This is a genomic window from Bradyrhizobium valentinum, from assembly GCF_001440405.1.
Classification (GTDB): domain Bacteria; phylum Pseudomonadota; class Alphaproteobacteria; order Rhizobiales; family Xanthobacteraceae; genus Bradyrhizobium; species Bradyrhizobium valentinum.
In genome coordinates, this window is sequence record NZ_LLXX01000175.1 from 51,490 (window position 1) to 65,421 (window position 13,932).

Annotated in this window: 14 protein-coding genes; 9 read left to right on the plus strand and 5 right to left on the minus strand. The window is 63.2% G+C overall.

The genetic code is table 11. The features are described 5' to 3' along the window. Positions 1-79: 79 nt before the first annotated feature. On the plus strand, positions 80-931 hold the full coding sequence (locus CP49_RS31675; RefSeq protein ID WP_057854095.1) for an alpha/beta hydrolase: 852 nt from the start codon (positions 80-82) through the stop codon (positions 929-931). Between the two features lie 140 nt (positions 932-1,071). Here the strand turns inward: CP49_RS31675 and CP49_RS31680 are convergent, their stop codons facing one another. Continuing rightward, entirely contained in the window at positions 1,072-1,848 is a 777-nt protein-coding gene (locus CP49_RS31680; protein ID WP_057854055.1) for an SDR family oxidoreductase, read from the minus strand. Positions 1,849-2,036: 188 nt separating this feature from the next. Between CP49_RS31680 and CP49_RS31685 the strand changes: the two genes are divergently transcribed. After that, entirely contained in the window at positions 2,037-3,116 is a 1,080-nt protein-coding gene (locus CP49_RS31685) for a tartrate dehydrogenase (protein WP_057854056.1), read from the plus strand. 156 nt (positions 3,117-3,272) lie between these two features. Here CP49_RS31685 and CP49_RS31690 read toward each other — a convergent pair whose 3' ends face one another. The 3 genes from CP49_RS31690 to CP49_RS31700 are packed head-to-tail and all read right to left on the minus strand — an operon-like array spanning position 3,273 to position 6,417. Further along, positions 3,273-4,184 carry an NAD(P)-dependent oxidoreductase gene (locus tag CP49_RS31690; RefSeq protein ID WP_057854057.1) on the minus strand — a complete coding sequence of 304 codons (912 nt, stop codon included), beginning with the start codon at positions 4,182-4,184 and terminating at the stop codon, positions 3,273-3,275. A 24-nt stretch (positions 4,185-4,208) separates the two neighbouring features. Further along, positions 4,209-5,459 (minus strand): Zn-dependent hydrolase, encoded by a 1,251-nt coding sequence (locus CP49_RS31695; protein ID WP_057854096.1) that lies wholly within the window; start codon positions 5,457-5,459, stop codon positions 4,209-4,211. 40 nt (positions 5,460-5,499) lie between these two features. Continuing rightward, the gene (locus CP49_RS31700) at positions 5,500-6,417 is read right to left on the minus strand and encodes a LysR family transcriptional regulator (RefSeq protein ID WP_057854058.1); all 918 of its coding nucleotides are present in this window, start codon (positions 6,415-6,417) and stop codon (positions 5,500-5,502) included. A 120-nt stretch (positions 6,418-6,537) separates the two neighbouring features. On the opposite strand from CP49_RS31700, the gene CP49_RS31705 reads away from it, so the two are divergent. From CP49_RS31705 to CP49_RS31730, 6 genes are all read left to right on the plus strand, one after another. Then, the gene (locus tag CP49_RS31705) at positions 6,538-7,359 is read left to right on the plus strand and encodes a putative hydro-lyase (RefSeq protein ID WP_057854097.1); all 822 of its coding nucleotides are present in this window, start codon (positions 6,538-6,540) and stop codon (positions 7,357-7,359) included. Positions 7,360-7,440: 81 nt separating this feature from the next. Next, positions 7,441-8,685, plus strand: a complete 1,245-nt coding sequence (locus CP49_RS31710; RefSeq protein ID WP_057854059.1) for an ABC transporter substrate-binding protein — start codon at positions 7,441-7,443, stop codon at positions 8,683-8,685. Positions 8,686-8,857: 172 nt separating this feature from the next. After that, the gene (locus CP49_RS31715; RefSeq protein ID WP_057854060.1) at positions 8,858-9,736 is read left to right on the plus strand and encodes a branched-chain amino acid ABC transporter permease; all 879 of its coding nucleotides are present in this window, start codon (positions 8,858-8,860) and stop codon (positions 9,734-9,736) included. Further along, on the plus strand, positions 9,736-10,716 hold the full coding sequence (locus CP49_RS31720; RefSeq protein ID WP_057854061.1) for a branched-chain amino acid ABC transporter permease: 981 nt from the start codon (positions 9,736-9,738) through the stop codon (positions 10,714-10,716). Before CP49_RS31715 ends, CP49_RS31720 begins: the two co-directional genes overlap by 1 nt. Beyond that, on the plus strand, positions 10,713-11,447 hold the full coding sequence (locus tag CP49_RS31725) for an ABC transporter ATP-binding protein (RefSeq protein ID WP_057854062.1): 735 nt from the start codon (positions 10,713-10,715) through the stop codon (positions 11,445-11,447). The genes CP49_RS31720 and CP49_RS31725 overlap by 4 nt, the downstream gene beginning before the upstream one ends. Beyond that, positions 11,431-12,135, plus strand: coding sequence for an ABC transporter ATP-binding protein (locus CP49_RS31730; protein WP_057854063.1), 705 nt, complete (start codon positions 11,431-11,433; stop codon positions 12,133-12,135). Before CP49_RS31725 ends, CP49_RS31730 begins: the two co-directional genes overlap by 17 nt. 92 nt (positions 12,136-12,227) lie before the next feature. On the opposite strand, the gene otnC is transcribed toward CP49_RS31730, so the two are convergent. Beyond that, positions 12,228-12,887: a 3-oxo-tetronate 4-phosphate decarboxylase gene (gene otnC / locus CP49_RS31735; protein ID WP_057854064.1), complete on the minus strand. Its 660-nt coding sequence runs from the start codon at positions 12,885-12,887 to the stop codon at positions 12,228-12,230. Between the two features lie 130 nt (positions 12,888-13,017). On the opposite strand from otnC, the gene ltnD reads away from it, so the two are divergent. Continuing rightward, complete coding sequence (gene ltnD / locus CP49_RS31740; RefSeq protein ID WP_057854065.1) at positions 13,018-13,932, plus strand: L-threonate dehydrogenase; 915 nt, start codon at positions 13,018-13,020, stop codon at positions 13,930-13,932.

Sequence of the window (13,932 nt, forward strand, 5' to 3'; positions counted from 1 at the left end):
GTTTGTCGCAGATGGTGCTGTAGAACATTTTCCGGCAAAGTGGAATCGTATGGAAGTTGTGGCCGACCGGAGATATTGCATGACGACATTGTTCTCTGCGCTGGACTGGCGCGCGATGAGCCAGCAGGAGCGCGACCTCGGCCTCAACAACGGTGTTGCCGTGCCCGGCAGCGTCGAGATGGTCGCGGGCTGGGAGCAGCGGTCCGCTGAGATGCGCAAGCGTTACCCGGATCATATCGATCTTTGCTATGGCCCGCGCGAGCGCAACCGGATCGACTTTATGAAAGGCGCAGACGCCGCGCCGACGCTGCTGTTCATCCACGGCGGCTACTGGCAGGCGCGGGCGAAGGAGGTTTTCACCGTGGTTGCCGAAGGTCCGATGGCCCACGGTATCAACGTGGCCCTGATCGGCTATACGCTGGCGCCGGAAGCGACGCTGGACGAAATCGTCACCGAGATCCACGCCGGCATCGATTACCTCGCCGAGCAACTGCCGGCGCTTGGCGCCGCCGCCGGCGGAATCGTAGTATCGGGCTGGTCCGCCGGCGGGCACCTGACCTCGATGGCGCTGTCGCATCCGAAGGTGAGGGCGGGCATGGCAATCTCAGGCATCTACGATCTCGAGCCGATCCGCCACTCCTATCTCAACGAGAAGCTGAAGGCCGATGAAGGAACGTCACGCCGCAACTCGCCGATGATGCAGGAAGGCGGTCCCTTGAAACCGCTGTCGCTGGTGGTCGGCAGCGCCGAGTTGCCGCTATTGCGCAAGCAGACCGCCGATTTCGCCGGCCACCGCGCCCGATATGGCTTGCCAGTGACGTATGAGGAAATTCCCGGCGCGAACCATTTCACCATCCTGTACGAGATGATGTCGCTGAAGGGAAGGATCACGACGCTGATCCGACAATTGTTCGAGCGGACGACGGGTTGAGTGTCGCCGTCATTGCCGACCCTCATGGTGAGGAGGCGCGTAGCGCCATCTCGAACCATGAGGCCCCGTCGGTGGCCACATCCTTCGAGACGCGCGCAAGTGCGCGCTCCTCAGGATGAGGTTGTGCAGTGGTTGCGTAGCTAACCCCATCCCGACGTATACCCGCCATCGACTGTAAAGATCACCCCCGACGTATATCCCGACCGGTCCGACGCCAGGAACGCCATGAGATCGCCGATCTCGCGCGCGTGTGCGGGACGGCCGAGCGGCATGCCCTTCTGGAATTCCTTGTAGCGGTCCTCGTCGCCGAACTGGTCCTTTGCCCGGATCTTCATACGCATGACGTGGCGCTCGGTGCCGACGGGACCGGGGTTGATGCCGACCACGCGGATATTGTCGGCAAGGCTCTTGCCGCCGAGTGCGCGGGTGAACGCCATCAGCGCGGCGTTGCCGGCGCTGCCGCAGATGTAATTGGTGTCGAATTTTTCGCCGGCCGCGCCGATGTCGTTGACGATGACGCCATGCCCACGCGCCTTCATCTGCGCATAGACCGCGCGGGTGAGGTTGATGTAGCCGAACACCTTCAGCTCCCAGGCGTGACGCCAGGTGGCCTCGTCGATTTTGTCGATCGAGCCGCTCGGGATATCGCCGGCATTGTTGACGAGGATATCGATATCGGCGGCTTCCTTGGCGAGTCTTGCAATGTCTTCCGCCTTGCGCAGGTCGACCACATGGGCTGTCGCGCCGATCTGATGCGCGGAGCGCAGCCGTTCGGTCAGCGCTTTCAATTGATCGCCGCTGCGGGCGGCCAGCATGACGTCGCAGCCTTCCTCGGCAAAGGCTTCGGCCGCGGCCGCGCCAATGCCCTTGGAGGCGCCGGTGATCAGGACACGCTTGCCGCGCAGGTGCAGATCCATGGAATGCTCGCTGGGTGAGGAGAGGTGGGATGGAGCTCGCGCGAAATTGTTAGGCTCGCGGTGCCGTGGCGGTCAACATTGCAGTGCAGCGTTGCGCGGGCGGCAGGTTTGGTCCATTGCAAGGCAATCAAATAACCGGCATTAGCCGGCTGACAAACAGCCAAACGAACCTTTCAAGGAAACTCTCGATGAGCAGCGCCAAGAAGCAGTATCGGATCGCAGTCATTCCCGGCGACGGCATCGGCAAGGAAGTGATTCCCGAAGGGCTACGCGTGCTCGAGGTGGCGGCGAAAAAGCACGGCGTATCGGTTCATTTCGATCATTTCGACTTCGCGTCCTGGGACTATTACGAAAAGCACGGCGAAATGATGCCGGAGGATTGGAAGGCCAAAATCGGCAAGCACGACGCGATCTATTTCGGAGCGGTCGGCTGGCCCGCGAAGATCCCGGATCACATCTCCCTGTGGGGCTCGCTGATCAAGTTCCGCCGCGAATTCGACCAGTATGTCAATCTGCGCCCGGTGCGGCTGATGCCCGGCGTGCCGTCGCCGCTCGCGGGCCGCAAGCCCGGCGACATCGATTTCTGGGTGGTGCGCGAAAATACCGAGGGTGAATATTCCTCCGTCGGCGGACGCATGTTCCCTGACACCGACCGTGAATTCGTCACCCAGCAGACGGTGATGACGCGCGTTGGCGTCGACCGTATCCTTAAATTCGCATTCGATCTGGCGCAGTCGCGGCCGAAGAAGCATCTCACTTCGGCAACCAAGTCCAACGGCATCTCGATCACGATGCCCTATTGGGACGAGCGCGTGGAAGCGATGGCGAAGAAATATCCAGGCGTGAAGTGGGACAAGTACCACATCGACATCCTTACCGCGAACTTCGTGCTGCATCCGGACTGGTTCGACGTCGTGGTCGGCTCCAACCTGTTCGGCGACATCCTCTCCGATCTGGGCCCGGCCTGCACCGGCACCATCGGCATCGCGCCGTCGGGCAACATCAATCCGGAAGGCAATTTTCCGTCGGTGTTCGAACCCGTACACGGCTCGGCGCCCGATATCGCAGGGCAGGGCATCGCCAATCCGATCGGCATGATCTGGTCGGGCGCGATGATGCTGGAGCATCTCGGCGAGAAGGATGCGGCTCAATCGATCGTCGGCGCCATCGAGCGCACGCTCGGCGAACGGACCCTGCGGACGCGGGATCTCGGCGGCAACGCTGACACGGTGGCCTGCGGCAAGGCTGTGGCGGAGATGGTGGATTGAGATTTCGGTTACTGTCGTCCCTGCGAACGCAGGGACCCATAACCACTGAATTTAGTTGTTACGCGTCGCTGTGGCTCCAGCATTCGCGAACGTACGCATCGGTGGTTATGGGTCCCGGCTCGCGCTTCGCTTGGCCGGGACGACGGAGAGATATTGTCACCCCTTCACAACCCGCCGGCAGTGCTCCCACGCCGCGCGCATCAAATTCTCGCTCGCTTCGGGCGTGCGGAACGCCGAGTGCGCCGACAGCGTGACATTAGGCAGTTCCGTCAACGGATGATCCGACGGCAGCGGTTCGATGTTGAAGACGTCGAGGCCGGCATGGCGGATCTGGCCCGATTTCAGGGCGTCGATCATGGCTTCCTCGTCGACGATGGCGCCGCGCGCGGTATTGACGAGGATGACGCCGGGCTTCATCGCCTCGATGCAGGCGCGCGAGATCATGCCGCGGGTCTCGTCGTTGAGCAGCAGATGGATCGAGACGACGTCGCTCTCGGTCAATAGTTCGTCGAGATCGACGAACTCGACCTTTGGATATTTCTTCGGCGACCGGTTCCAGGCGACGACGCGCATGCCGGAACCGAGCGCGATCCGCGCGACTTCGGCTGCGATGCCCCCGAAGCCGATCAGGCCGAGCGTCTTGCCGGTCAGTTGCATGCCGTCGTCGCGCAGCCAGTTGCCGGCGCGGATGCCGCGGTCCATCTTGGCGAGGCCGCGCGCGCCTTCCCACATCAGCGCGATGGCGCACTCGGCCACGGCAGTATCGCCATAGCCTTTGATCAGGTGCACCGTAATCCCAAGCTCGGCGAGCTCTTCCGGGTTCATGTAGCTGCGCGCGCCGGTGCCGAGAAATACAATGTGCTTGAGCCCGGTGCATTTCTTCGCGACGTCGGTCGGCAGCGCCGTATGATCGACGATGGCGATCTCGGCGCCATCGAGTATCTGGGGATACTGATCCGAGGTGATGTCGGGGTCGCGGTGGATCCGCACCTCGGGATCGCCGGGCTCCTGCAGCCGCTCGAAGATCACGGCCAGCGATTCATTGGCGTCGACAAAAACTCCACGCACGGCTTTTCCCCTCGTTTTTGATGATCAGGACGCGACGCCGGCCAGCGCCAGCACGGTATGCATGAGCACGTTGGCACCGGCCGCGCAATCGGGTTGGGTCGCGTCTTCCAGCTCGTTGTGGCTGATGCCGTCCTTGCACGGCACGAACACCATCGCTGCCGGCATCACGGTGTTGAGGTTGCAGGCGTCGTGGCCGGCGCCGGAGGTGATGCGGCGGTGGGAGTAACCGAGCATCTTTGCGGCGTTCTCCACCGCATCCACCAGCCTGGGATCGAAATGCGTCGGCGGCTTGCGCCAGATCAGATCAAACTGGACGTCGACCTTGCGCCGCGCCGCGATCTCGGCAATCGAGCTGCGCAAATCCTTATCCAGCGCGTCCATGATGGCGGCATCCGCGCTGCGGCAATCCACCGTGAAGGCGATCTCGCCGGGAATGACGTTGCGCGAGGGGTTGGCGATCACCGCTTCGCCGACGGTGCCGACCGCCTTCGGGCCGTGCTTCCTGGCAATCGCTTCCATCGCCAGCACGATTTCCGACAGCGTCGCCAGCGCGTCGCGTCGTAGCGGCATCGGCGTCGACCCGGCGTGGCTCTCGAAGCCGGTGATCTTGCCGTCGTACCACAAGACGCCCTGGCCGGAATCGACGACGCCGATGGTCTTGTTCTCTGCTTCGAGTATCGGGCCCTGTTCGATATGCAGCTCGACGAAGCCGGAGAATTTCTGCGTCCCCACCGGGGTCTCGCCGCGGTAGCCGATGCCGTCGAGCGCTTGCGCCACGGTGACGCCCTCGGCATCCCTGCGGGACAAAATGTCATCGGTGGTGAAGTCGCCGACATACGCCGCCGACGCCATCATCGCCGGCGCAAAGCGCGAGCCTTCCTCGTTGGTCCAGTTGCAGATGCAGATCGGCGTCTCGGTTTCGATTCCGGCGTCGTTCAGCGTCCGCACCACCTCCAGCGCCGCCAGTGTTCCGAGCACGCCGTCATATTTGCCGCCGGTCGGCTGCGTGTCGAGGTGGGAGCCGAGGCCGATCGGCGGCTTCGACATGTCGCGGCCCTTGCGCAGGCCGAACATCGAGCCCAGTGCATCGACATGCACTTCAAGGCCCGCGGCCTCGCAACGTTCGCGGAACCAGTCGCGCACCTGCTTGTCTTCAGGTCCGAGCGTCAGCCGCCGCACGCCGCCTTTCGGCGTCGCGCCGAATTTGGCGGTTTCGTGAATCGTGTCCCACAGCCGGGCCGAGTCGATCTGCAGGTTGGATCCGATTTTGGTCATGGGGTACTTCCGAACGTGAGGCGCAAGCGCTGCGCCGTTTTCAATGCCGCGCTTGCGGCGGCGCGTCAACAATGACGCCGCCTCGCGCCAGGCTGGCGGCGAGTTCGACCACGCGCTCCACCGCGACCGTATCGGGGGAGGCGAGCCAGCTTGCCGAAAACGTCAGCGGGGCCAACTGCAGATTGGTCGACAGCAATTGCAGCCGTCCGCTCGCCATATCGTCTTCGACGATCGCGGTCGGTATCAAGGCGATGCCGAGACCCTCGATCGCCATATGGATGACGGTCGCGAGCGATGCGCTCGCATGCAGCCGTATCGGCGGCAGGTCGGGCCGGTTGAACAGGGAACGCACGATCTCATAGGGCTGGGTCCGGCGCGAAAAGGTGATGATCGGGAACTTCGCCAGATCGTGCAGGGTCAGCTCCTGCTTGCCGAGGCCGAGCGAGGGACTGGCGGTAAAGCCCACGGGATAATCGCACAGCGTCCGGTTATTGACCATCGGCGCCGTCAGCGGCCCGAGCACGAAGGCGAGTTCGATTTCCTGCGCCAGCAGCCGGTTGCGCAAATTCGAGGTGATGTCGACCTCGATCTCGAGCGAGAGGTTCGGATAGGCGTGGTTGACGCTTTTGATGAGTTGCGGCAGCCAGGTGTGCACGATGGTTTCGGCGACGCCGAGCCGAAGCACGCCGCGCATCGCCGAGCGGTCGCCGACGACCGCCAGCATTTCCGAGCGCAGCCCGATCAGTTTCTCGGCATAGACCATCAATTGCCGCCCGCTCGGCGTCGGCAGCACCATGCGGCGGTCGCGCTGTAATAGCCGCACGCCTACTTCGCGTTCGAGCTGCGCGATCCGTTGCGAGATAGCGGGCTGGGTGGTGTTGAGCTTCTGGGCGGCGCCGCGGAAGCTGCCCAGGGTCACCACCCACATGAAAGTCTCAATTGCCTTGAAATCAGTCATGCACCCTCTGCCCGCATATTGATAATTTTAGTTTATCGAACCTGATTAAAAAAGACGATTAGACATTATCATAGTCCTATGCGGGAGTAGATGTCGATAAGAATGGAGCTGATATCAATGATGACCAGCTTGGCGAGGAACGAACGATCCGGTCACGATACGGCGGATTTATCGCCGAGCGTCGCGGCCCGGCATGCCAGTCGGACCGGCATGGTCCATCACACGGCGGGCGTCGCCAACGGCTTCGTCCAGGGCAACCTCGCAATCCTGCCGGAAAAACTCGCGGGCGCCTTTCACCGCTTCTGCCAGCTCAATCCCAAACCGTGTCCGATCATCGGCATGTCCGACGTCGGCGATCCCCGCATTCCCGCGCTTGGCATCGACCTCGACATCCGCACCGACCTGCCGCGCTATCGCGTCTGGCGCGACGGCGAGATCGTGGAGGAGCCGACCGACATCATGGCGCACTGGCGCGACGATCTCGTCGCCTTCGTGCTCGGCTGCTCGTTCTCCTTCGAGGAGGCGCTGTTGGAGGAAGGTCTGCCGATACGCCATATCGAGCGCGATGTGCGCGTGCCGATGTTCCGCACCAATATCGCCTGCAGCCCCGCAGGCCCGTTTGCCGGTCCGATGGTGGTGACGATGCGGCCGTTCAAGCCGGCGGACGCGATCCGCGCGGTGCAGATCACCTCGCGTTTTCCTTCGGTGCATGGTGCGCCCGTTCATATCGGTCTTCCCGAGCAGATCGGCATCGCTGACCTCGCCAAACCCGACTACGGCGACCCAGTGCCGGTCGAGGCTGACGAAATTCCGGTGTTCTGGGCGTGCGGCGTGACCCCGCAATCGGTCATCCAGGCCGCGAAGGTGCCGTTTGCGATTACGCATGCGCCCGGATTGATGCTCGTGACCGATCTCAGGAATAAAGCGCTTGCCGTGCTTTGATGCAGCGCTTGCTGATCATTGAGGCTTTACCCCAACCTTCGCCCGTTTCATCGATAGTTGCCGACCAGAGAGGATATCGCCATGAACATCACGCGCCGAAACGTCTTGCTTGGAGCCACCGCTGTTGCAGCGCTCGGACCCGTCGCAGCTCGCGCGCAAACGTCCGAAGTTGTGATCGGCGTGATCTATCCATTCTCCGGCGCCAGCGCCCAGATGGGCGTCGATGCGCAGAAGTCGTTCGAGACCGCGCTCGACATCATCAACAAGAACCATGATTTCGATCTGCCGCTGGCGAAAGGCGAGGGTCTGCCCAGCCTCGGCGGCGCCAAGATCCGCCTCGTCTTCGCCGACCACCAGGCCGATCCGCAGAAGGGCCGCGCCGAGACCGAACGCCTGATCACCCAGGAGAAAGTCTGTGCCGTCATCGGCACCTACCAGAGCTCGGTCGCCGTCACCGTCAGCCAGATCTGCGAGCGCTACCAGATCCCGTTCATCTCGGCGGATAATTCCTCGCCGAGTCTGCATAAACGCGGTCTTAAGTTCTATTTCCGCGCCGCGCCGCATGACGAGATGTTCTCGGCCGCCATGTTCAATTTCTTCGACGCGATGAAGAAGAAGGGCGCCAAGATCGATACGCTGTCGCTGTTCCACGAGGACACCATCTTCGGCACCGACTCCGCTAACACCCAGCTCAAGCTGGCGGCCGATCGCGGATACAAGATCGCAACCGACATCAAGTACCGCTCCAACTCTCCGTCATTGTCTGCCGAGGTGCAGCAGCTCAAGACTGCGAATGCCGATGTGCTGATGCCCTCGAGCTACACCACCGACGGCATCCTCTTGGTCAAGACCATGGCCGAACTCGGCTACAAGCCGAACGCGATCGTTGCCCAGAACGCCGGCTTCTCCGAAAAGGCGCTCTATGACGCGGTCGGCGACAAGCTCGAAGGCGTGATCTCGCGCGGCAGCTTCTCGCTCGATCTCGCTGCCAAGCGGCCGATGGTCGGCAAGATCAACGCCATGTTCAAGGAGAAGTCGGGCAAGGACTTCAACGACCTGACGTCGCGGCAGTTCATGGGTCTCCTGGTGATGGCGGAAGCCATCAACCGCGCCAAGTCGACCGACGGTGAAAAGATCCGTGAGGCGCTGGTGGCGACCGACATTCCGGGCGAGCAAACCATCATGCCCTGGAAGCGCGTCAAGTTCGACGAGATGGGCCAGAACAACGACGCCGACCCGGTGCTGCTGCAATATATCGGCGGCAAGTTCGTCACCATCTTCCCGCCGCAGGCCGCCATCGCCGAAGCCGTCTGGCCGATGAAGTAGGTCGTCTTTCTTTGGAAAGACATCACAAACGCAGCGTCGTCCCTGCGAACGCAGGGACCCATACGCCGGGGAGCATCGGTTTCATCGTGGCCTCACGCCTTTCTTTCAAATGCGACTCCGGTGGTTATGGGTCCCTGCGTTCGCAGGGACGACGTGCGATGGGGGTATACCGGTGACCGCCGAAACCATTATCCAGAGCCTGGCGAGCGGTCTCCTCATGGGGCTGCTCTACGGTCTCATCGCCGTCGGCCTCGCGCTGATCTTCGGGCTGATGGACGTCGTGAACTTCGCCCATGGCGAATTCCTGATGATCGCAATGTATGCGACGTTCTTTCTGTTCGTGTTCTTTGCGATTGACCCCTTGCTGGCAGCGCCGCTGGTCGCGGCGGCGCTGTTTGTGTTCGGGGCCGTGGTTTATCTACTAATCGTGCGCTTTGCCGTGCGCGCGAAAGCCAATGCCGGCATGGTGCAGATCTTCTCGACCTTTGGCCTTGCCATCGTCATGCGCGGCCTGGCGCAGTACTTCTTCACGCCGGACTACCGCAGCGTCACGCATTCATGGCTCGGCGGCAAGACGGTCTCGGTGGCCGGCATCTTTCTGCCTGTGCCGCAACTGGTCGGTGCCCTGGTGGCGATCGCGGCGTTCGGCGCGCTCTATCTCTTCATCAACCGCACCGATTTCGGCCGCGCGCTGGAGGCGACCCGCGAGGACGCCGGCGCGGTGGCGCTTGTCGGCATCGATAAGAACAAGGTGTTTGCGCTCGGCTGGGGCTTAGGTGCGGCGCTGGTGGGGCTGTCAGGCGCGGTCATGGCGATCTTCTTCTACATCTATCCCGACGTCGGCGCTTCCTTCGCGCTGATCGCCTATGTGACTGTGGCGCTCGGCGGCTTCGGCAGCGTGTTCGGCGCCTTCGCCGGGGGCATCATCGTCGGCCTCGTCGAGGCGACGACCGCGTTGCTGCTGCCGCCTTCGCTCAAGGCGGTCGGCATCTACGCCGTCTATCTCCTTGTCGTCTTCATCCGGCCGCGCGGCCTGTTCGGATCGATGTGATGGATACGAGTTTCGCCAGAAGCCGCCGCCGCGACCTTATCGTCGCATTCTGTCTTGCCGCGACCGCAGCCGTCGTGCCGTTGTTCGTCAAGGACGTTTACGTTCAGAACATCATGGTTCTGACGCTGATGTGGGGCGCGCTGTCGCAGAGCTGGAATATCCTTTCCGGCTATTGCGGCCAGATATCGCTCGGCCACGCGATGTATTTCGGGATCGGCGCCTATACCACTGCGCTGTTGTTCACCAAGTTCGGCGTGCTGCCCTGGTTCGGCATGCTCGGCGGCGGCATCATTTCTGCCGTCCTTGCGATGGCGCTCGGATATCCCTGTTTTCGGCTGCGCGGCCACTATTTCGTCATCGCCACCATCGTCATCGCCGAGATCGTGCTGCTGCTGTTCCATAACTGGGATTGGGCAGGCGCGGCGATGGGTATCGATATCCCCGTGCGCGGCGATAGCTGGCTAAAATTCCAGTTCACGCGCAGCAAGCTGCCGTATTTCTACTTCGCGCTGGCGCTGGCCTGCGTCGCCTGGTTCGTCACCTGGTGGCTGGAGGATTCCAAATGGGGCTATTGGTGGCGCGCGGTGAAGGACAATCCGGACGCCGCCGAAAGCCTCGGAGTCGTCGTGTTCAATTCCAAGATGGGTGCTGCGGCGGTGTCGGCGTTCCTGGTCGCGGTCGGCGGCAGCTTCTATGGGCAGTTCGTCTCCTACATCGATCCTGAGAGCGTGATGGGCTTTCAGTTCTCGCTGCTGATGGCGCTGCCGGCGGTGCTCGGGGGCATCGGCACGCTCTGGGGTCCTCTGCTGGGCGCGGTGATCCTGATCCCGCTCACGGAACTGACGCGCTCCTTTATCGGCGGCTCCGGCCGCGGCGTCGACCTGATCGTCTATGGCGGCCTGATCATCGCGATCTCGCTGGCGCGGCCGCAGGGCCTGGTCGGGCTGTTCTCGCCCAGGCGCAAGGAGGCGGCCCGATGACCACGCCGCTTCTGGAAACCCGCGGCGTCTGGCAGCGCTTCGGCGGCCTGATCGCCAACAGCGACGTCTCGATATCAGTCGGACGCGGCGAGATCGTCGGCCTGATCGGCCCGAACGGCGCCGGCAAGTCGACGCTGTTCAATCTGATCGCGGGCGTGCTGCCGCCGACCCAAGGCTCGATCATCTTCGACGGCGAGGACGTCACCGCGTTGCCGGCGGCGGAACGCTGTCAGCGCGGCATCGGCCGTACCTTCCAGGTCGTGAAAAGTTTCGAGACCATGACCGTGATCGACAACGTCATCGTCGGTGCGCTGGTCCGCACCACCGTGATGCGCAACGCCCGCCGCAAGGCCCATGAGGTACTGGAGTTCTGCGGTCTCGGCCCGCGCGCCAATGTGCTCGCCAGCGATCTGGTGCCGTCCGAGAAGCGCCGGCTCGAGGTCGCCCGCGCGCTGGCCACCGAGCCGAAATTGCTGCTGCTGGACGAGGTGCTCACGGGGCTGACGCCGGTCGAAGCCAAGACCGGCGTCGAGCTGGTGCGCAAGGTGCGCGACACCGGCGTCACCGTGCTGATGGTCGAGCATGTCATGGAAATCGTGATGCCGCTGGTCGACCGCGCCGTCGTGCTCGATCTCGGCAAGGTGCTGGTCGAGGGCAAGCCTGCCGACGTGGTCCGCGATCCGAAAGTCATTACCGCCTATCTGGGAGACCGTCATGCTGTCGGTGCATGAAGTCACCACCGCCTATCAGGGCCTGGTCGCGATCTCGGCGGTCTCGATCGAAGTGGCAAAAGGCGAAATCGTCTGCGTGGCCGGCGCCAACGGCGCCGGCAAGTCGACGCTGCTAAAATCGATCGCCGGCGCGGAGCGTCCGCGCTCCGGCACCGTGTCGTTCGACGGCATGCGGATCGACGGCATGGCGCAGCACGTCATCACCTCGCGCGGCATCGCCTATGTGCCGGAAAACCGCCGGTTGTTTCCGCGCCTGTCGGTGCGCGACAACTTAAGGCTCGGCAGCTATCTCTATCGCGGCGAGGTCAACCGCGAAGAGCCGCTCGATCTCGTGTTCAAGCTGTTTCCGCGCCTGCAGGAGCGGCTGGAGCAGCGCGCCGAAACGCTAAGCGGCGGGGAACAGCAGATGCTGGCGATCGGCCGCGCACTGATGACGCGCCCGCGGCTCTTGATGCTGGACGAACCGTCGCAGGGCATCATGCCAAAACTGGTCGATGAAATCTTCCAGGCCGTGAAGCGCATTCGCGATGCCGGGATGACCGTGCTGATCGTCGAACAGCGCATGTCGGAATGCCTCGAAATCGCCGACCGCGCCTACATTCTGCAGACCGGCCGGGTGTTGATGCAGGGGAGTGCGGCGGAGATCAGTGTCAATCCGGATGTAAGGAAGGCGTATCTGGGGCTCTAATTGCGGTAGATGCCGTAGGATGGGTAGAGCGAAGCGAAACCCATCAATTCATTGCGCGGAGAGATGATGGGTTTCGCTGCGCTCTACCCATCCTACGAGTGCCCATGCTCCGGCAGCGTCAGCCCGAACGTCTTCGTCAAGTCTTCCACCTGTGCCGGCGATAGATACCGCGGATTCAGTCCGCGCAGCAGCAGATAGAGTTTCGCCGTCTCTTCCAGTTCCTCCATCGCGAACACCGCGGCTTCCAGCGTATCGCCTGATACCACCGGTCCATGATTGGCGAGCAGCACGGATGAGTATTTCCCGGCCAGCCCCTTGATGGCGTCGGCGACCGCGGGATCGCCGGGGCGGTAATAGGGCAAGAGCGCGGTCTGGCCGCATTTCATCAGATAATAAGGCGTCATCGGCGGCAGCGCGGCGCGGGGGTCGATTTCCGGCAGCATCGATAGCGCCACCGAGTGGGTCGAATGCAGATGGACCACCGCGCGCGCGGCGCCGCGGGTCTGGTAGAGTGCGGTGTGCAGCGGCACCTCCTTGGTCGGCGCGTCGCCGGATACCAGCCGTCCGTCGGGGCCCAGCCGGGACATCCGCGCCGGGTCGAGCGAGCCCAGCGACGCGTTGGTCGGCGTCACCAGCCAGCCGCCGTCGTCGAGTTTCACGCTGATATTGCCCGAGGAGCCCGGCGTCAGCCCGCGCTCGAACAGCGAGCGGCCGAGACGGCAGATTTCCTCACGGATCCTGGTTTCGCTCATGTCAGTATTCCGGCAGCATCCCTTTTTTGTCTTGTCCCACGCTTTGGCAGCGCGGCCAAGCCGTGATACCCAGAGGCAAAGCCGCCGGCCAGATCGCGGCGAAAAATGAAACCATTTGAGGGACCGCCGCATGCCAGAATCCGCCAGACCGCGCGTTGCCGTCATCGGGCTGGGCTCGATGGGGTATGGCATGGCGACCTCGCTGCGCCGCGCCGGGCTCGAAGTGACCGGCTGCGACGTCTCGGCTGATACCGTGGCGCGGTTCGTGGCTGACGGTGGCAAGGGCGCCGGGACGCCGGCGGAAGCTGCCAAGGCGGCCGACATCGTCGTCAGCGTGGTCGTCAACGCAGCCCAAACCGAGACCATCCTGTTCGGCCCCAATGGCGTCGCCGAAACCTTAGGGAAAGGCGCGGTGTTCATCTCCTCCGCCACCATGGACCCGGACATCGCGCGCCGGCTCGCCAAGCAGTTGGAGGGAACCGGGCGGCACTACCTCGACGCGCCGATTTCAGGCGGCGCACAGCGCGCGGCGCAGGGCGAACTCACGATCCTGGCATCCGGCAGTCCGGCCGCCTTTGCCAAAGCGCGTCCGGCGCTCGATGCGATGGCCGCAAAACTTTACGAACTCGGCGACGATGCCGGCCAGGGCGCCGCCTTCAAGATGATCAACCAGTTGCTCGCCGGCGTCCACATCGCCGCCGCGTCGGAGGCGATCGCGTTTGCCGCCAAGCAGGGCCTCGACATCCGCAAGGTCTACGAGGTGATCACGGCCTCTGCCGGCAATTCCTGGATGTTCGAAAACCGCATGCCGCATGTGCTCGACGGCGACTATGCGCCGCGCAGCGCGGTTGAGATTTTCGTCAAAGACCTCGGCATCATCCAGGACATGGCGCGCTCGCAAAAGTTTCCGGTGCCGGTTGCCGCCGCCGCGCTGCAGATGTTTCTGATGACCGCCGCATCAGGCATGGGCCGCGATGACGATGCCTCGGTGGCGCGGATGTATGCCCGCGTCACCGGCACGCATCTGCCGGGCGAGCCGAAATAG

What these genes read in the sequence shown, in the direction of transcription:
- CP49_RS31725 (WP_057854062.1), top strand. Translation starts at nt 10,713, where the DNA reads ATGACCACGCCGCTTCTGGAAACCCGCGGCGTCTGGCAGCGCTTCGGC.
- CP49_RS31700 (WP_057854058.1), bottom strand. Translation starts at nt 6,417, where the DNA reads ATGACTGATTTCAAGGCAATTGAGACTTTCATGTGGGTGGTGACCCTG.
- ltnD (WP_057854065.1), top strand. Translation starts at nt 13,018, where the DNA reads ATGCCAGAATCCGCCAGACCGCGCGTTGCCGTCATCGGGCTGGGCTCG.
- CP49_RS31685 (WP_057854056.1), top strand. Translation starts at nt 2,037, where the DNA reads ATGAGCAGCGCCAAGAAGCAGTATCGGATCGCAGTCATTCCCGGCGAC.
- CP49_RS31695 (WP_057854096.1), bottom strand. Translation starts at nt 5,459, where the DNA reads ATGACCAAAATCGGATCCAACCTGCAGATCGACTCGGCCCGGCTGTGG.
- CP49_RS31720 (WP_057854061.1), top strand. Translation starts at nt 9,736, where the DNA reads ATGGATACGAGTTTCGCCAGAAGCCGCCGCCGCGACCTTATCGTCGCA.
- CP49_RS31675 (WP_057854095.1), top strand. Translation starts at nt 80, where the DNA reads ATGACGACATTGTTCTCTGCGCTGGACTGGCGCGCGATGAGCCAGCAG.
- CP49_RS31710 (WP_057854059.1), top strand. Translation starts at nt 7,441, where the DNA reads ATGAACATCACGCGCCGAAACGTCTTGCTTGGAGCCACCGCTGTTGCA.
- otnC (WP_057854064.1), bottom strand. Translation starts at nt 12,887, where the DNA reads ATGAGCGAAACCAGGATCCGTGAGGAAATCTGCCGTCTCGGCCGCTCG.
- CP49_RS31680 (WP_057854055.1), bottom strand. Translation starts at nt 1,848, where the DNA reads ATGGATCTGCACCTGCGCGGCAAGCGTGTCCTGATCACCGGCGCCTCC.
- CP49_RS31730 (WP_057854063.1), top strand. Translation starts at nt 11,431, where the DNA reads ATGCTGTCGGTGCATGAAGTCACCACCGCCTATCAGGGCCTGGTCGCG.
- CP49_RS31705 (WP_057854097.1), top strand. Translation starts at nt 6,538, where the DNA reads ATGACCAGCTTGGCGAGGAACGAACGATCCGGTCACGATACGGCGGAT.